This window comes from Lentzea sp. NPDC004782 (assembly GCF_040609115.1).
Lineage (GTDB): Bacteria > Actinomycetota > Actinomycetes > Mycobacteriales > Pseudonocardiaceae > Lentzea.
On sequence record NZ_JBEXJN010000015.1, the window covers coordinates 134,539 to 151,543 of the forward strand.

The 17,005-nt window shown below is 70.0% G+C and carries 15 protein-coding genes and 4 pseudogenes; 7 read left to right on the plus strand and 12 right to left on the minus strand.

Features of this window, described 5'->3' with window-relative positions; genetic code table 11:
• Positions 1-42: 42 nt before the first annotated feature.
• The 4 genes and pseudogenes from ABZV40_RS16690 to ABZV40_RS16705 form a co-directional block, all read right to left on the minus strand.
• On the minus strand, positions 43-336 hold the full coding sequence (locus ABZV40_RS16690; RefSeq protein ID WP_355441450.1) for a hypothetical protein: 294 nt from the start codon (positions 334-336) through the stop codon (positions 43-45).
• A 68-nt stretch (positions 337-404) separates the two neighbouring features.
• On the minus strand, positions 405-1,607 hold the full coding sequence (locus ABZV40_RS16695) for a cytochrome P450 (RefSeq protein WP_355441453.1): 1,203 nt from the start codon (positions 1,605-1,607) through the stop codon (positions 405-407).
• A pseudogene (locus tag ABZV40_RS16700) lies at positions 1,604-1,786 on the minus strand (NAD(P)/FAD-dependent oxidoreductase); the annotation flags it as partial. The pseudogene ABZV40_RS16700 and the gene ABZV40_RS16695, both read right to left, overlap by 4 nt.
• A 4-nt stretch (positions 1,787-1,790) precedes the next feature.
• Positions 1,791-2,081: pseudogene (locus ABZV40_RS16705) on the minus strand (cytochrome P450); the annotation flags it as partial.
• Between the two features lie 131 nt (positions 2,082-2,212).
• On the opposite strand from ABZV40_RS16705, the gene ABZV40_RS16710 reads away from it, so the two are divergent.
• Positions 2,213-2,461 carry a hypothetical protein gene (locus ABZV40_RS16710; RefSeq protein ID WP_355441456.1) on the plus strand — a complete coding sequence of 83 codons (249 nt, stop codon included), beginning with the start codon at positions 2,213-2,215 and terminating at the stop codon, positions 2,459-2,461.
• A 51-nt stretch (positions 2,462-2,512) separates the two neighbouring features.
• Here ABZV40_RS16710 and ABZV40_RS16715 read toward each other — a convergent pair whose 3' ends face one another.
• On the minus strand, positions 2,513-3,115 hold the full coding sequence (locus tag ABZV40_RS16715; protein ID WP_355441459.1) for a TetR/AcrR family transcriptional regulator: 603 nt from the start codon (positions 3,113-3,115) through the stop codon (positions 2,513-2,515).
• A gap of 145 nt (positions 3,116-3,260) precedes the next feature.
• Here ABZV40_RS16715 and ABZV40_RS16720 point away from each other — a divergent pair, with 145 nt between their 5' ends.
• The gene (locus ABZV40_RS16720) at positions 3,261-4,499 is read left to right on the plus strand and encodes a glycosyltransferase (protein WP_355441462.1); all 1,239 of its coding nucleotides are present in this window, start codon (positions 3,261-3,263) and stop codon (positions 4,497-4,499) included.
• Positions 4,500-5,109: 610 nt separating this feature from the next.
• On the opposite strand, the gene ABZV40_RS16725 is transcribed toward ABZV40_RS16720, so the two are convergent.
• The 3 genes from ABZV40_RS16725 to ABZV40_RS16735 form a co-directional block, all read right to left on the minus strand.
• Entirely contained in the window at positions 5,110-5,454 is a 345-nt protein-coding gene (locus tag ABZV40_RS16725; protein WP_355441465.1) for a hypothetical protein, read from the minus strand.
• 134 nt (positions 5,455-5,588) lie between these two features.
• Positions 5,589-6,161 carry a zinc-binding alcohol dehydrogenase family protein gene (locus tag ABZV40_RS16730; protein ID WP_355441467.1) on the minus strand — a complete coding sequence of 191 codons (573 nt, stop codon included), beginning with the start codon at positions 6,159-6,161 and terminating at the stop codon, positions 5,589-5,591.
• Entirely contained in the window at positions 6,158-6,388 is a 231-nt protein-coding gene (locus tag ABZV40_RS16735) for a hypothetical protein (protein ID WP_355441470.1), read from the minus strand. The genes ABZV40_RS16730 and ABZV40_RS16735 overlap by 4 nt, the downstream gene beginning before the upstream one ends.
• Here ABZV40_RS16735 and ABZV40_RS16740 point away from each other — a divergent pair.
• Together ABZV40_RS16740 and ABZV40_RS16745 are read left to right on the plus strand one after the other, a co-directional pair.
• Complete coding sequence (locus ABZV40_RS16740) at positions 6,372-6,899, plus strand: TetR/AcrR family transcriptional regulator C-terminal domain-containing protein (RefSeq protein WP_355441473.1); 528 nt, start codon at positions 6,372-6,374, stop codon at positions 6,897-6,899. The two genes, ABZV40_RS16735 and ABZV40_RS16740, sit on opposite strands and share 17 nt — an antisense overlap.
• A 141-nt stretch (positions 6,900-7,040) precedes the next feature.
• Positions 7,041-7,193 (plus strand): annotated as a pseudogene (locus ABZV40_RS16745) (IS3 family transposase); the annotation flags it as partial.
• A gap of 153 nt (positions 7,194-7,346) precedes the next feature.
• On the opposite strand, the gene ABZV40_RS16750 reads toward ABZV40_RS16745, so the two are convergent.
• Positions 7,347-8,222: a hypothetical protein gene (locus ABZV40_RS16750; RefSeq protein WP_355441553.1), complete on the minus strand. Its 876-nt coding sequence runs from the start codon at positions 8,220-8,222 to the stop codon at positions 7,347-7,349.
• Positions 8,219-12,724, minus strand: a complete 4,506-nt coding sequence (locus tag ABZV40_RS16755; protein ID WP_355441476.1) for an RHS repeat-associated core domain-containing protein — start codon at positions 12,722-12,724, stop codon at positions 8,219-8,221. The genes ABZV40_RS16750 and ABZV40_RS16755 overlap by 4 nt, the downstream gene beginning before the upstream one ends.
• Positions 12,725-12,885: 161 nt before the next feature.
• On the opposite strand from ABZV40_RS16755, the pseudogene ABZV40_RS16760 reads away from it, so the two are divergent.
• A pseudogene (locus tag ABZV40_RS16760) lies at positions 12,886-13,224 on the plus strand (GNAT family N-acetyltransferase); the annotation flags it as partial.
• A gap of 368 nt (positions 13,225-13,592) precedes the next feature.
• On the opposite strand, the gene ABZV40_RS16765 reads toward ABZV40_RS16760, so the two are convergent.
• Positions 13,593-13,862: a hypothetical protein gene (locus ABZV40_RS16765; RefSeq protein WP_355441556.1), complete on the minus strand. Its 270-nt coding sequence runs from the start codon at positions 13,860-13,862 to the stop codon at positions 13,593-13,595.
• Complete coding sequence (locus tag ABZV40_RS16770) at positions 13,862-14,452, minus strand: hypothetical protein (protein WP_355441479.1); 591 nt, start codon at positions 14,450-14,452, stop codon at positions 13,862-13,864. Before ABZV40_RS16770 ends, ABZV40_RS16765 begins: the two co-directional genes overlap by 1 nt.
• Positions 14,453-14,842: 390 nt before the next feature.
• On the opposite strand from ABZV40_RS16770, the gene ABZV40_RS16775 reads away from it, so the two are divergent.
• Positions 14,843-16,030, plus strand: a complete 1,188-nt coding sequence (locus tag ABZV40_RS16775; RefSeq protein WP_355441482.1) for a histidine kinase — start codon at positions 14,843-14,845, stop codon at positions 16,028-16,030.
• A 7-nt stretch (positions 16,031-16,037) separates the two neighbouring features.
• Positions 16,038-16,697, plus strand: coding sequence for a response regulator transcription factor (locus tag ABZV40_RS16780; protein ID WP_355441485.1), 660 nt, complete (start codon positions 16,038-16,040; stop codon positions 16,695-16,697).
• The last annotated feature ends 308 nt before the right edge of the window (positions 16,698-17,005 follow it).

Below are 17,005 nucleotides of genomic sequence, written 5' to 3' on the forward strand. Positions count from 1 at the left end.
CTCCTTCCTATCGCTTACGGGGCGCCCGGGGTAACCACCAGCTCACCCCTTTCGGGGGTAGCCGGGGGCCCTCATCCACCTGACGTGGATGAAGGCGCCCTTCATCGACGTGGAACGACGCCGGTTTAGCAGCGGCTCCTCGTTCCGGACCCCTGGCGTGCCGGGTCCGTTGATCGCGGGGGCGGTGAAGGGGGAGTGGATGGCGGAGTCCGGCAGCACCGCGTGCCCGAGCGGGATCGCGCGGCGGAGCTGCTCCTCGATCTCGGCGATGATCTGGTCCGGCGTGCAGTCCTTGGCCGCCTTGCCGTACAGGCGGAACCCCGTCTCACCCGACAAGGCTCAGCGGATCAAGGGCATCGCCCTGGTCCGCGAGCCGGTCGAGGAGCACGGCTGAAGAGGCGTTCTCACCAGGTCACCGGGAGCTCGTACACGCCGTACACGGAACCGTCGTGCTTGAACGGGATCTGGTCCAGCGTGGTGGCCAGCCGCAGCGTCGGGATTCGCTTGTAGAGGGTGCTGTACACGACCTGCAGCTCCATCCGTGCCAGGGACTGGCCGAGGCACTGGTGCACACCGAAACCGAACGCCACGTGCTGGCGGGGGTTGCGGTGGATGTCGAGGCGATCGGGGTCCGGGAACACCGACGGGTCCCGGTTGCCGATGTCGTTGGCCATGATGACGCCCTCGCCCGCGCGGATGGTCTCGCCGGCGATGTCGATGTCCTCGAGCGCGACGCGCCGGCGGCCGTTGTGCGTGATGTGCAGGTACCGCAACAGTTCCTCGACCGCGGACGACACCAGCACCGGGTCGTCGGTCGCACGCAGCATCGCCAGTTGGTCCGGGTGCTCCAGCAGCGCCAGGGTGCCGAGCGCGATCATGTTGGAGGTGGTCTCGTGCCCGGCGAGCAGCATGAGCACGCCCATCTGCACGGCTTCCGGCCGGGTCAGCTCTCCCTTGCTGATCCGTTCGACCAAAGCGGACAACATGTCGTCGCCGGGGTTCTCGATCTTCTGCCCGATGAGGCCGTCGAGGTACTGGAACAGCCGGCCACCCGCGGCGCGGCGCTGTTCCCCGGTCGCGTCCCGGTTGATGAGAGTCGCGCTGTTCTCCTGGAAGGACTCGTGGTCGTCGTACGGCACGCCCAGCAGCTGGCAGATCACCAGCGACGGCACCGGCAACGCGAACGCCTGCACGAGGTCCACGGGGTTCGGGCCGTCCAGCATCCCGTCGATGAGCTCGTCCACGATCTTCTGCACGCCCGGTCGCATGGTCTCGACTCGCTTGATCGTGAACGACGAGGTGACCATCCGGCGCAGCCGGGCGTGCTCGGGGTCGTCCATGAGGATGAAGCTGACCGGCGCCTCCCCGGCCGCCGCGGCGTCGATCCCCAACGGGTAACCCGGCCGGGTTGCGTCCGCGCTGAGCCGGGGATCGGCCAGCAGTGCCTTCTGTTCGGCGTACCGAGTCACCAGCCACACCTCGGCTCCGTTGCCCAGCCGGACCCGAGTCAGTGGCGTTTCCTCCTGCAACGAGTGGATGGCCGGCGGCGGGTCGAACGGGCACTTCTCCGCCCGCACCCCCGGAAACGTCTCCACGATGCCGGTCACGACTTTCCTCCCACGAGTACCGGATTCCCGATCTCCTGCCGACGCAGGCGGGCTTGTTCGGGCATGTTCCAGCCGAGCACGCCGGTGACGACGTCACCTCGGCGGTGCACGGCGACGAAGCGGCGATCCTCGGGATCACCGTCCACAAAGGTCACTTCGGCGTCGGCGCTGAGCGCGCCGCATCCGCCGCCACCGGAGGTGCTCCTCGCCGTGCTGCGGCAGCACCGACGCCATCTCGCTGTTGAACACACCGCCGTCCTCGGCGGCCGAGACCCCGGCCCCCCTGCCCGGTCCGGGTGAACCTCGTGTCGGACAGCACCTGCTTGACGTCGTCGTAGCGGGTCAGCAGCGCGGCCGCGTCGCCGCTGGGCAGCGTCACGTGGGCGACGGGCACTTGTCGCGCGGTCGCGCCCATTCCGCGGGCGGTTCCAGTGCCTTCTCGGCGGGGATCGGGTACCGCAACGGCTCTTCCACCTGGGTCACCGAAGCCCCCCTTTCGCAGCAGCCTGTGCTCGGCCTTCGCCACCAGCGTGCCCACTCGTTGCAACTAAGTCAAGCGACTGACTTAATATGAGTTCACCGGCGCACCGCGGCGGAGGGTTCCGATGTCCCGAACCACCACCGCACCCGCACGGCCGGACGTCCGGCCCGGCGTCCGCGTCCGGCCCAACGTCGTCGTGGCGGTGCTCGCCCTGGGAGGGATCACGGTCTCGCCGATGCCGAGCGCGCTCGTCCAATTCACCCGCGACGAGCTGGAACTCCTCGGGGCACCCGTGCCGGTGTCATCTCGGCCCGCTGAGACTGCTCCGCCGGCAATCGACCTGTGCGGACTTGCTCCGCTTCGGTGCCAGTAGCTGGACACCGGAGTTCGTCCGCGGTTGGTGCCCGACGCTGCCGGTCTCGGATCAGTTCGCTGCGGCGCCGCGGTGCACGAGTTCGACCAGCGAGTCGAGCCAGGGGCCGGTGGGGTCGGCGTGTTCGAGGAGCACCCGGTGCAGGATCGCGCCGACCAGGGTGAAGATCACCTGGTGTGGGTCGGCGTCGTCGCGCCATTCTCCGCGGTCGCGGGCTCGTTCGGCGATGGCGAACACCGGCGACACCTGCTCGGACATCCGGTGTGCGGCGAGGGAGGCGATGTCGCTCGCGGCGCCGGAGCTGATCGCGGCTCGCGCCAGCGCCGTGCCTTCCGGGCGGGACAGGAGGTCGGCGATGGGCGTGGCCAGGGCGTGGAGGTCGCCGCGCAGGCTGCCGGTGTCCGGGCTGGCCGCGAAGTCGGTGCGCAGTCCGTCCATCGCGGCGGCCACGAGCGCCTCCTTGGTGGGCCAGCGCCGGTAGACGCTGGTCTTGTTCACCTCGGCGCGCCGTGCCACGCGGTCGACGCTCAGTCCCTCGAGCCCGGTCTCCGCGAGTTCGGCACGCACGGCCGTGAGGATCGCCGCCACCACGGACGCGCCTCGGGGGCGGCCCGCGTCACGCCGTCGCGGTGTGCCGGGATCGCGGCTGGTCATGTCGTGCTCCGATTCGGCTGATGCTCGTTGCTGATCACTCAGTATTCCGTGCCTGTCCGCACTGCGACTCGTCGTTGCCGCCACGGCGACCTGCGGCGGCAACCTGTGGCTATTATTGCAACAACTAGTTGCAATGGAGGTTGTCGTGCGGATCTGCATCGTGGCTGTCGACACCCGTGGCGGTGTCCAGCCCTACGCGGCACTCGCCTTCGGTTTGACGCGAGCGGGTCATGAGGTGCGTGTGGTCGCACCGGAGGACTTCACCGACTGGTTGACCGGGATGGGGCTCGACGCCGTGCCGCTGACCGGACGGATGGACGAGGCCGCGCGTGCCGCGGCCGAGGCCGGGTTCTCCGGTGGTGTGGTGCCCAGGGGGATGCGCGCGCGGTTGGTTGAGCAGTCCGTGGTGCAGGCTCGTGAGCTGCTCGGCCACGCCGAGGGCAGCGATGTGGTGATGGGCGGGATCGGGGGAGGAGTGCTGGGGCAGGACGTGGCCGAGCGGCTCGGCGTTCCGTTCGTGCACGCGCACCTGCACCCGGTGGGGCTGGTGTCCGCGGCACTGCCCGGTGTGCTGACGCCGTGGATGCCCGCCTGGACGGGGAGAGCGGGCAACCTGATCGGTTCCGCGATCACCGAGTTCGCACTCACCACGCCGTTTCGCGCCGTCTCCCGCGCTGTGCGCACCGAGGTCCTCGGCCTTCCCCGACGCCGGCCCCGCGCACGGCCCGGTTCGCTCTCGCTCTACGGATTCAGCCGGCACCTGGTGTCCGCGCCTGCGGCGTGGAACGTCACCGGCCACTGGTTTCTACCCGCGGACCCGGAATGGTCACCGACGACGGAGCTCGAGCGGTTCCTGGCCGAAGGCGAGCCCGTCGTCTGCGTCGGGTTCGGCAGCACGGTCGGCCCGGATCCCACGGCGACCGCCCGGCTGGTGGCCGAAGCGGTCCGCCGGGTCGGCGTGCGAGCGGTGCTGCTCACCGGGTGGGGCGGCATGCGGCACATCGCCGACGGGGACGACGTGCTGGTCGTCGACGAGGTACCGCACTCCTGGCTGTTCCCACGAGTAGCGGCGGTGGTGCACCACGGTGGAGCGGGCACGACGGCTGCGGCCGCGCGTGCCGGCGTCCCTGCCGTGGTGGTGCCTCACGGGGTTGACCAGCCGTTCTGGGGCAACAGGATCGCCGCCCTCGGGGTCGGCCCCCGTCCGGTGCCGCGACCGGCTCTGTCGGTGCAGTCGCTGGCCACCGCGTTGCAGGCCGCTCTCACCGACGACGGCATGCGCTCGCGTGCCGCCGTTCTCGGCGAACGGATCGGTGCCGAGAACGGCATCGACAACGCCGTCGAGATCTTCGACCGCAGGTTCGCACGACCGGGACGGCGGTGAACTCGTGAACTGCACACTGGCTCGCTCCAGCGATCAGGGCCCCGGCAAAGTCGCCCTGCTGGGCCTGGCGTCTGCACGTACCACCAACTCTTGATCGAATCACCGCCGGCCACACCCAACTGGTTCGTCCTCTGGCGGACCTCCGGTGCGCTGGGGCGGCCGATGCACCGCGAGTTGGCGGTGGGAGAAGTGCTGGTTGATCTTGAGTTGGAGTCGATCTCGCGCTCCGAGGTCACTTGCAGGACGGTCTTGCCGGGCGTGGTGAAGCCGGTGTTGTTGGTGCGGTAGCGGAACACCCCGTAGCGGTCGAACTCCGCGGTGGCCTGTTCGGCCTTGGCGACGCTGGTGATCACCTCCCACGCGGAGCGGGCGGGATCGCGGAACGCCCTGACACTCGAGGTGTTGAGGGGCAGGCGGCGGCACCGCCGACAGCACACCGGTGACGCCGCAGATCTGCAGCGGTGCGACTGTTCGGAAGTGGACGCGGGGCTGACGCGGCTCGTCCGACGTGGAGCAGGCGTCTTCGCGCCAGGTGGCACGGAGTTCGGCCTGCTCCACGTCGAGCCGTCATCCGTCCCGGAAGGCGGCCTGCCGGTTCGCGGACGAGGGTTCAGATCGTGAGTTCGATGAGCTGACCGTCGTACTCGGCCTTGGCACCGCCGTACCTGAACGCGCCGTAGCAGTTGCCGCGGCTGGCCCAGACGTTGATGTGCTTGCCTTTGGCCACCGTGACCGGGACGTCCTTCGGCTGGCCGGGGACGAAGCCGGTGTAGCAGGTGTTCTGGTTGTCGATGTTGGTGAAGGCGGCGTCGCCCGAGGTGAGGGTGATCCGCAGGGTGACCGTGACGTCCTCGGCGGCGGAAGCCGGGGCGGAGAACGCCAGCAGGCCCGCCATGGCGAGGCTGGCGATCAGTGCGAAGAAGCGGGTGAAAGTGTTGGGGGAACGAAGAATCATTCGTTCACCATAGGATTCATTTGGGGGCTAAACAAGGATTCCGATCGTCTCAACTGGACGGTCTCGAATGGACGTTCCCGACTGGACATTCTGTCAACCTGGGGTCGAGAACGATCATCTGCCGGGTGTCGGGATCAGGCACGGCCCACGGCGGTATTGATCACCGCGTCGGCACCGAGGCCGACGACCTCGGCCGGCGCGTCATCATCGCGGCCGGTCGCGACGATGTGTGCCGCGCCGAGCAGCCGGGCGACCTGCACCGCGAGCCGTCCGGCGACGCCGGTCGCGCCCTGGACCAGGACGGTCTCGCCGGGGATGAAGCCGGCGGCGGTCTTGATCGCAAAGCCGGTCACGGCGGAGGAGATCACGACCGCGACTGCCGGGTCGATCTCCTCGGGCGCTGGGGTCGTGTTCCGCACCGGGACGACGGTGCGCTCGGCCAGCGCGCCGTAGGGCGGGCGCGGTTGGCTGAACCCGACGAGGGTGCCGTCGGGCAGGGTGCCGATCCCGTCGAACACGACGATCGCCGGAAGCTCAGGCAGGAACTGGCGAGCAGCGAAGTGGGAGCCCGCCGCGACGGCCTTGTCGACGTTCTCCACCGCGACGGCCTTCACCTCGCCCTCGACCTCGCCGTCGCCCGCGACCGGATCGGGGAAGTCCTCATACCGCGGCACGGCCCCGAACTCGTGTAAGACCGCCGCTTTCATCCCCGGCCACCCCGCCCGGCGAACAGGCCCCCGATCCAGTTCTGCCACGCCACCAGGACCCGCGGCGGCCTGGCGTGATGCCTGTTCGAGTGAGACAGCGACGGGTGGTGCCCGCCGTGGTGGTGCGCGTGCCGGTTCTGGTTGAGGCGCTCCGCTTCGGAGTGTCGGGGCATACCGGGCAGCTTGTGCAGGTGCTCATGGAGCCGTTCGGTGATCGGTGCCGACATGGAGTCCTCCTCGTGGTCTTGCTCGCTTGTTCGTATCACGTCCGAACACGACGTCCTGCTCGCCCACCCGTGGTCCATCACGTCGCTCGACGACGCCCAGTTCGGCCCGAACGCCATGCGCCACATCGAACAATCGCTGGCCGCTCTCGACCAGCTCGACCTGGACCCCGCGGCGAAGCTGTCGCTCTGGGGCATCGTGGACCACTACGTCTTCGGCAGCGCCCTGCACACCATCGAGACACGTACCCGCACCGCCCAAGCCCAGCGCAACCCCCAACTCCTCGCCGACGCCCTCACCTACGGGCAGCAACAGCTCGCCACCGGACAGTTCCCGCGCCTCGCGGCCCTTCACCAGCAGCCCGGGGCCGATCAGCCGAACACTCACGACAGCAACGTCACAGGTGCCCCAATGGCAGCGGACCCTCTCACCGTCCAATTCGAGCACGGCCTCGTCGCTCTTCTGGACGGGCTCACACGCACAGGAACACCGGGGGACCGAGTCGGTCGGTGATGCCGGACGGGTACATGACGAGGAGGTGCCCTCCGTTCTCGACTCCAGAGCCTTCTGCCACATCTCGCGTGCTTGCTCGTGTCCGACAGGGGCTGTCAATACACCTCTGGTCAGTACGCCCGCGTGGCGGCCGGCGCCGGGGTGCGGCTGTCCGTCGGCCGCAAGGGCCGATGCTGGGACAACGCGGTCGCCGGGTCGTTCTTCGCCACCATCGAGACCGAGCTGCTCGACCGGCAGCCCTGGCCCACGAAAGCCAAGGCGCACAAGGCAATCTTCGAGTATGTCGAGGGCTGGTACAACACCCGCCGCCGGCACTCCAGCCTCGGCTACCCCAGCCCCGCCACCTACGAAGCCACCCGATACCACCCGGCCGATCAGGTAGCGCGATCACACCTCATCGACCCTGTCCGTCAAAACGGGGCAACCCCGAAGTGCCCGGCCGTGATGCTATGCCGTGGCCTGGTCGTCCAGGACCTTCTGGAGGTAGGCGGCCACATAGACCTGGCGGTAGGCGCCCTGCAGGTCGACCTCGCGCGCCTCGTCGGCGTCGATCAGGCGCATTGTGCCGTCGGCGGTCTCGGCCGCGCCGTGCTCGCCGGTGTCGATGCCGGGCCACGCGCCGGGGCGGTGGTAGATCGGCGGGTCGGCCGGGAACACAGCGCGCAAGCCGTCGTCGTGGCCGACTACCCGCCAGGTGCCGTTGCGTACCAGTCCGTCGTCGGTGTACACCGCGTGCCTGCGTGCGCTGGCACGCACCGCCGAGTCGAGGCGACCGGTCGGCGACACCTGGTCGAACAGGCCGAGCGCGGTGCCGAACCGGTTCTCGGCGAGCACTACGGCAAGCCGGTAGCCGCCCGACCGGGCGGGGATCGCCAGCAGGTCGCCGGGCGTCGGTTTGGCGGCGCGCTTCTTGGGCACCTCGGCGGTCAGCTTGGCGACGTCCTCGCCCGACACGTCGGCAAGTGCGATCTGACCGGTGCGCAGCACCTCCAGCAAGGCGGACGCGAACTGCTTCGGCGTCACCGGAGCGCCGCTCTCCTCCCGCAGACGAACGGCCATCAGCCGCAGGTGCTCGCGCGCGTCCTCGAACACGTGGTCGTTGAGCTCCGCGACACGGGACGCGCTCTCCGACACGTACCGCTTGTTGCCGCGCAGCGTCGCGGTCAGCCGCAGCGGCTCCGGGAAGGTGTCCTCCAGCGTCTCGCCGGCCACCGGCACCGACCAACCGACGATCTCCAGGAACTCCCCGAGCGTGGGCGGGCCACCCACCTCGTCGGCGAAGTCCGTCGCCACCCCAGCCAAGCCCGACGCGATGTCGTTCACTTGGGGCATCCCAGTCCGCTCTGCTTCCGCTGTTCGTACTCTTGGTACTCCGACAGCTTCTTCTGGTCCAACGGGTTCTCGCGGTTGCCGCGGTAGTTGTTCCCGTCCCTGCCGATGATCGTACCGTGCTGTTCCGCCAGTCGTTGCTCCATCAGGCGGGACTCGCCGTAGGTGCGAGTGCCAGGCACGACTTCCATCGTGTCGCCGTTGGCGGGGTTGAACCGGTTGTGGTTGTCCGCGTGCCTCGCCTGAGTGCTCGCCGCCGTGGAGCCCGGCCCGAACATACCGGAGTAGTACACCTTGCCGTTGGCGTCCTTCAGCACGTAGTTCGTCCAACCCGGACGGTCCATGTGCAGGTAGCGGTCCTTCGCGATCAGACCGAGCGGGTCCTGCCACGACAGCGGGTTGCTGACGTACCCGTGCGGGTTCGGTGCCGCGTCGAGGCCCAACGGGTCGGACGTGATGTACCGGCCGGTCTCCGGGTCGTAGTAGCGGTGCTGGTTGTAGTCCAGCCCGGTCTCGCGGTCGTGGTACTGGCCGGGGAAGCGCAGCAGGCACTCGACGCCGCCGCCGTTGAGCTCGTTGCCCCACAGCCCCGTACGCCGCCGCCACGCGACCCGCCCGTCGACGGTGACGAGTTCGGTGGGGGTGCCGATCAGGTCGGTGACGATCGCGTGGAACTGCCGGTCCACGACCTGTTGCGGTGCGCCCGCGTAGTAGGTGCGGCGGTTCTGGGTGACGGCGGTCCACGCGCCCGGTTCGTGGTCCCACGTGGTGGCGACGGCGACCGCCGCACCGGCGATTTGGTGTTCCTGCTCGGCGAGCACCTCGCCGTCCCAGCTGAACCGCACCTCCTCGGCCACCGCGCCGTCAGCGTCGAGCCGCTGCTTGCCGATCCGTCGCCCCAACGGGTCGTAGTGGTAGCGCCAACGCTCACCGTTCGGGGTGATCGCCTCGACGAGTCGGTCGCGGGCGTCGTACCGGTAGGTCGAGGTGAGCTGTCCGCCCGACAGCGTGCGGCGCACGCTGCGCACGAGCCTGCCCTGCGCGTCGTGGTCGAAGCGGGTGCGCCCGGCGCGGCGCACCAACGTGCCGGTGACCTCGCGCGGCCCGGCCACCGACGAGTCGGCGGCACGGGTGTCCTCGGCGAACGTGAGGTTGCCGACCGCGTCGTAGGCGTAGCGCTCGGTCCAGGTCGCGGCGCGCACCGCGGTCACCCGGCCGAGCTCGTCGAGGTCGAACCGGCGGGCGCCGTCGGCGTCGGTCATCGAGTCGATCGCACCGTCCGCACGGTAGGTCCAGCTGCGGCCGAACCGGACCCGCGACACCCGCTGACCGCCCGCGCCCTCGACGCCGACGAGCTGCCTCGCGGTGAGGCGGCCGGTGTTGTCCCAGGTGCTGGTCACCGCCACCTCCGGGCTCAGCCAGCGGTGCACCTCCCTGCCCGCCGCGTCGTGTCCGAACGTGATCCGGTTGACGCCGCTGGTCAACGCGGCCGGCCGACCGACCGGGTCGTACTGCCACGTCGAGGTGTAACCGGTGGGCGTGCGGCGCGAGACGCGACGGCCCAGCGGGTCGTAGGTGGACGTGGTGGTGCGGCCGTTCACGGTCTCGGTGAGCACCCGGCCCACCGGGTCGCGGGTGAAGCTCAGCTCGCAGTCCGGGTTGGCCGCGCGCACCAGCTGACCGGCCGCGTCGTAACCGAACGTGGTGATCCAGCCGTCTCCGCCGAGCTGCCCGGTGATGCGGCCCAGGCTGTCCCGTTCCAGCGCGATGGTGTCGCCGAGCGCGTTGGTGAGATGGGCGAGCCTGCCGGCGGCGTCGTGCGCGTAGGCCGCGGTGCGGCCGTTGAAGTCCCGCTCCGCCACCAGGTTGCCCGCGGCGTCGTAGCGGTACTGCCAGGTGAGCTGTTGCGGGTTGGTCACGTCGGTGAGCCGCAGCTCGGTGTCGTGCGTGAAGGTGTGCCGTGTGCCGTCCGGGTCAGTCCGCGCGGTGACGGACTGGAACGGCCCGACCTCGAACCGGGTGGTGTGTCCGGCCCGGTCGGTGATCGCGGTCAGGTCGCCGTTGGCGTTCCACTCCCAGATCTGGGTCCGACCGTCCGCGTGCGTCTGGCGGACGGGCCGGTCGGCGGCACCCCACTCCAGGGTGGTGACCGCTCCGAGCGGGTCGACGACCGCGATGAGCCTGCCGCGAGCGTCGCGGGTGTAGGTCTCGGACGCGCCGGACGGGTCGGTGACGGCCACCGGCAGACCGGCGTCGTTGGTGAGGATTCGTGTGGTGTTGCCGAGTGCGTCGGTCACCGCGCGGGGTTCGCCGTGTTCGCCGCAGGTGTAGGTGGTGACGGCGTCGGCGGGGTCGGTGACCTGGAGCAGGTTGCCCCGCTCGTCGTAGGTGTAGCGCCACCGGGCGCCGTCCGGCCCGACGACCTCGAGCGGCTGCCGCAACTCGTTGTAGGTGACGGTGACGGTGGTGCCGTCCGGCCGGTCGACGCGCACCGGGTCGCCCTCGGCGTCGACCGTGTAGCGGGTGGTGTTGCCGAGCGGGTCGGTGCGCGACAGCAGCCGGTGGTACCGGTCGTACTCGGTTCGCTCCACGTTGCCGAGCGGGTCGACCACCGCGGTCAGGTGGTTGTGCTCGTCGTAGTGGAACGCGGTCGTCTGACCGAGGCTGTTGGTGACGGTGGTGACCCGGTTCTCCAGGTCGTAGTGGAAGTCGGCGGACAGGTAGCCGTGATCGCCCTCGCCGCGTACGACCCGGCCGTCGGCGCGGTAGAAGTACTGGTAGCGGTAGTTCTCGCGGTCGACCCACGCGGTCAGACGGTCGGCGTCGTCGTACTCGTACCGGTAGGGCAGTCCGGTCGTGTCGACGATCTCGGTGAGACGGCCGCGTGCGTCGTACCGGTAGGTGACGAGGGTGGTGTCCTCGCTGGTGGCGGTGCGCAGCCGCAGTGCGCCGAGACGGCGGCCCGCGGCGCCGTCGAGTACGTGCACCTCGACGTGGTAGCCACCGGAGTGAGTCACGGCGGTCGGCAGGCCGTCGGCGTCACGCAGGTAGTCGACGCGGTTGCCGTTGCGATCGGTCAGCGCGGTGAGCGGGCGGCTTCTCGGGTCGCGTGGGTTGGGACCGAAATGCCTTACCCACCCGGTTGCGGAGTCGGTCACCCGGTAGGTGTCGGTGTCGCGATCCCAGCTGAGCGGCCAGCGCGCGCCGTCGAGGGGCATGACCGGCTGGTCAGATCGCTCGATGCGCTGGTAGTGCAGGGTTTCCGCGTCGTCGCCGAAGTAGCGGACGCTGTCCGGGCCGAACTCCAGCCGCTGGTCCAGCGTCGAGGACCAGCCGGGGCCGTGCAGCCGTCCGCCGCGGTACCCGGAGGCGTAGGCGCGCCGCAGCACCAGCGGGAGCAGGCCGGGCAGGTCGACGTCGGTCTCGCCGGTGATCATCTGGCCGGAGACGGCGTCGACCGGGTCACCGCCCTTGCCGTCGCAGCCGCCGTTGCCCTCGGACTTCTGGCCGCCACCCTGCCCTTCGCCCTCCGCCGACGAGCTGTGGGTGCCGTCATGGCTGCCGCCGCTGGTCGACGGGTCGTGCGCGCCTCCGGTCGAGGGGTCGTGTGCTCCGCTCGTCGCGGTCGTGTCGGAGGGAGTGCTGTGCGGTTCTCCCGCACCTGACGGGCTGGAGTGCGGCTCGCCCGCCGAGGAGACGTGGGTGCCGCCTTCACCTCCCCCGCCGGACACGTGCGGTTCCTCGCCGTGCAAGGCCTTCATGATCTTCTGCACGGCGGTCCAGAGCTCTTCGAGCTTGCTCATCAACGGCCGCAGCGCCTCGACCGAGTTGATCAGCTTCTTGATCACCGCGCCGATCTTCTCGGTCCACTGCGCGACCTGCTCCACGACCTGCGCCACCACGACCGGGGTGCCCAGGCCGAGGGAGAACACCTCTTCCAGCGCGTCCTGGATGAAGTCGCCGATCGCCTGGGTGACCATGTCGCGCACCAGGCCGCGGACCGCGCCGGTGATCACACCGACGATCTTGACGGCCGTGGAGATCGTGTTCGCGCAGGTTGCGGCGGTCTGCAACGCGTTGGTCTTGTTCTGCGCGTGCCGGCGGTAGGCGTCCGCGGCGGATCCGGCCCAATTCGCGGTGTCACGACCGACCGCGTCGCCGAGCTCCTTCGCCGCGTCGCCGACCGCCTTGCCGACGTTGGCCCACGTCGCCGAGTACGCGGCGATCTGGTCGGCGTCACCGGCGAGCTGATCCAGCGCGTCCTTCAACGGCTTGACGTGCTCGATCAGGAAGTTGAGGCCGTAGGAGATCAGCGTGCCGACCGGGTTCATCGCGACCGTGAGCAGGTCGAGGCCCGCACCGATGGCGCCGATGCCGCCCTCCACCCAGCTGCCCGACGACACGCCGTCGTAGCAGGAGGCGGCATCGTCGATGAGGTTGATCCCCGAATGCCACGTCGTCGAGTCCTGGCGCTGCGCCACCAGCGGGTTGCTCATGACACGCCACCGTCACCGAACATCGCCAGCCTCCCACCCGAACGACACCCGAACACTCTGACGGAGGTTGGCAGACAACGGATCCCAGCACGCGGACATCGGTCCGGAGTCATCCGAACGGCCCTGCCTGCGGGCGCGTGCTCAACTACGAGGCAGGGCGCGTGGTACTTCGGCGGGATGGGCGCCATGGTGGAGATCAGCTTCCTGGCCGAGTCCGATCGCGCCTGCCGGGAGGTGCTGACCCGAGGCAAAACGCGTACTTCGAGGTCGAACGCGGTGACGACGACTACGAACGGACGTGGCGGCGTCTGCCCGAGGACGAACGGATTCGCGGGATCGCCGCCTGGCTGGACGGCGAGATGGCCGCCATCGCCCACTATCTGTTCCACGCCAGTGTCTGGTACGCCGGAAAGTGCTACTTGGCGGATCTGTTCGTGGACGCCGAAGTCCGGCGGCGCGGCGTCGCGACGGCGGTGATCGAAGGGGTGGCTCGGGACGCCGAGGAACACGGTTTCCCGAGCATCGACTGGAACGCGGTCGAGGACGCCCCGGCTCGCCGTGTCGCGGAACCGGCCAACACCCCAGATTTCGAAGATCTGGTACTTGTGCACGGTTCCCGCTGCACCGCACTTCGCCGTGCGCCACGGCACGCCGCCGCGCACGGCGAAGTCGACCTTGAAGGCCGCCGGGCCGTGCCGCCACCGCCGGTAGGCCCGCTGCACCCGCACGGGCAGCTTCCCGCCGAGGTCGTGCAGCAGTCCGGTCAGCGCGTCCGTGATCGCCTGGGAACCGCCCTCGGCAACGGGCCACCCGAACCGGTGTCCGGCGGCGATGAGCATCGCCGCCACCGAGGACGTCATGGGCGCCCTCAGGTCGTGCATGACGTGGGCGGCCACCCCGAGGAAGAGGCTCTGGGTGACACCGCGCGCAGGCCGAACCGCGCCAGGTGCAGCGGGTGGTCCGGCCACCTCAGCAACGGCCCCAGCAGGTCGTTCGCGGTGGTCTCGACGTGCTCGGCGAGCGGTCCGAACACCCGCAGCCACCGCTCGCCATCACCCGGCGGGAGACCGGCTGCGGTCTCCGAAGCCGGACCGCGCAGCACTCCGCAGGTGCTGTCGTCGAGAGGGTGGGCGAGCATCACCTCCGGATGCCGCCAGCGCAACCCGTACCGCTCCAGGCCCAGCCCGCGCAGGTTCGGCGAGAGCACCGCGGTCGGGTGCACGGCCGAGCACTAGTCGTGCAACGTCTCCGCGACGAGCTTCCCGGTCGTTCTCGCGCCACCCCCGAGCCGGCCGGCGGCACCACCTGCGGGTCCGCGAAGATGTCGCGCAGCTTGGCGCGGTCGTGCAGCACGAGGAATCCACAGAGGACGGTGTAGAGCGCGGCCATGTACTTCACGAACGGGTAGTCGAACGCGAAGTCCATCAGCGTGATGTTGAGGCCGACGACGAAGAGGGCGCACGCTCCCGTGAACGTGGTGCGGCGGAACAGCAACATGATGGCGGGCACCAGTTCGAACAGGCCGGTGACGCGGCCGTAGAAGGGGGAGTAGCCGTAGAACAACCACACCAGCGAAGTCCCGTCGACGGTCGACTTCGCCATGTCGTTCCAGTCGCCGTAGTAGTACTGGCCACCCGCGAGCTTGACGCCACCGTAGACGATGAAGATCGCCGCCATTAGCAACCTGATGACGAGCACCGTCTTCGAGGGGGCTTTGCGCCAGATCATCTGTTGACCTCGGAACAGTCGGGCCGCGCTGCGTTTCAGCCGGCATCGGGTCCTGATGGTCGCCCGCGCTGCCTGGTCCGCGCGTCCTGCGCCGAGCCCGTTCCGCGGACCTGGAGGAGGAGAAGCCGTCCTCCTCCAGGGGTTCGCACAGTGCTGTCGGCCATGGGTGGTCCGAGTGCACCAGCCCGGCAGACGGCGAAGCGGGTCACGCCGCGTCCGGTCGAGCAGCGGCACGTCGCGTCGAGCACCGCTGTCTCGAGGCGGTGTGGCGGTGTGGCCAGGTTGCCGCATCCTCCTGGGGGAGGATGTGCTTCGGCTTCGGGAAGGACGCGGATGACCCGCGGAACTTCGTACCCTGTCCGACGTCGAAGGACCGGATCGGGAGATGTCGTGCGCCAGGTGATGGTGTGGCTGCGGTCGCGACCGCTGGTCTTCGACCTCGCGCTGGTCGCGTTCTTCGTGTGGTCGGGGTTGCCGGGCGCCGTCGTCGACCGGTCTCCGCGGTGGTGGCAGGCGCTGGTGGTCGCCGGTCTGGTCGGGCCCCTGCTGATCCGGCGGCAACGGCCCGGCACGGCGGCGGTGGTCGTGCTGGTGACGATCGCGCTGGAGTTCCTGACGTCGCCGTGGGGCACGTTCAGACCGACGACGAACCTCGCGCTGGCCCCGATCCTGTACTCGGTGGCCGTCTACGGCAGGCGGTGGCAGGTGTGGGCGGCCCTCGTCGGCAGCGCGCTCGCCGTGTCGTGGTGGGCGGTGCTGACCCACGAGGCGGGCGACGGGTTCTCGCGACAGTTCGTCGCCTCGGTCGGCTCGGTGGCGTTGCTGCTGCTCGCTTGCTGGCTGCTCGGAGAGTTCGTCTCGGCCCGGCGCGCGTACCTGCTCGCGGTGGAGGACCGGGCGCTGCGGGCCGAGCGGGAACAGGAGGCGTTGGCACGGGCAGCGGTCGCCGAGGAACGCACCGGGATCGCGCGGGAGATGCACGACGTGGTGGCGCATGCGGTGAGCATGATGGTGATGCAGGCCGAAGGCGCCCGGATGTCGTTGGCGAGCGGCGGCGGAGACCGGGTGGAGCAGGCGTTGCGCGACATCAGCCGCGGCGGCCGCGATGCGATGGGGGAGCTGCGGCGGATGCTGCACCTGCTGCGCCAGGAACCGACGGGGACCGCGCCCCAGCCCACCGGCGCCGACCTGCGCGGCGTGGTGGACCACGTGCGCGCCGCCGGGCTGGACGTCGAGCTGGAGGAACGTGGCGGCACTGGTGATCTGTCGGCTGGGCTGGTGGTGCAGGTCGTGCGGATCGCACAGGAGGCGCTGACCAACATCCTCAAGCACGCGGCGCCTCCGGCCACCGCCCACGTGGTGGTGGACTGGGGCTCGGGCGCCCGAGAGGTGCGGTTGAGCGTGCGCAACACCGCCGCCTCCGCGTCACGCGGGCCACTGGCCGACCTGCCGTCCGGTGGGCACGGCCTGCCGGGGATGCGGGAACGTGTGGCCATGTACGGCGGAACACTGCGCGCAGAACACACTCCGGGCGGCGGGTTCGTCGTCGAGGCCGTGCTGCCGCAGCGGGAGGGATGAGCTGAGCGTGAGCCGGGCACGAGTGGTGATCTGCGATGACCAGGAGCTGATGCGCAGCGCCCTGCGCATGATCGTGACCAGCCAGCAGGACCTGGAACTTCTCGGCGAGGCCGCGGACGGCGCACAGGCGGTGCGGCTGGCCGTCGAGCACCGCCCGGACCTGGTGCTGATGGACGTGCGGATGCCGGTGCTCGACGGCGTGGAGGCCACGCGGCGGGTGTGCGAGGCCAGCCCGGACACCAAGGTGCTGGTGATCACCACGTTCGACCTGGACGAGTACGTCGAACGCGCACTGCGTCACGGCGCGAGCGGGTTCCTGCTCAAGGACGCCACGAGCGAGGAGATGCTCGTGGCCATCCGGGCGGTGCTGCGCGGTGATGCCGCGATGGCTCCGGCGGTGGTGCGACGGCTGGTGGAACGGCACCTCAGCACTCCGGCCGCGCCGCCTCCGGACCCGCGCCTGGACCGCCTGACCGGACGGGAACGCGAGGTCTTCGCACTGCTTGCCAGGGGCGCCACCAACGCCGAGATCGCCGACCGGCTGTTCCTGGGGGAGACCACCGTCAAGACCCACGTCAGCAGAGTCCTGTCGAAAATGGACCTTCGTGACCGCGTGCACGCGGTTGTCCGCGCCTACGAGAGCGGCTTCGTGCGCCCTGGCGAGTGAGCGGCAGAGCACCACTCCAGCGCGCCCCGCACCGTCGCCTGGTAGGTCGCCCTGGCGAGGCGGTGCCCCCCCAGGTGGAACGCGGCCCGCCATAACGTTCGTCGCCGTTCACCGGACAGCACACCACGACCGCGTTGACCAAAGCCGCGTCCGACAGTCCGGCGGGAACCCAGCACGCGGTGTTGATGGTGCCGGGAAACGCGGCCGGCCCGTCGTACTCGTCCGCGGCGCGGATCGGGTGCGTCAACCGACCGTCGTCACGCACTCGACGCGGTCGGCCGCGCCCGTCGTGTAGCGGCGTACCCGCG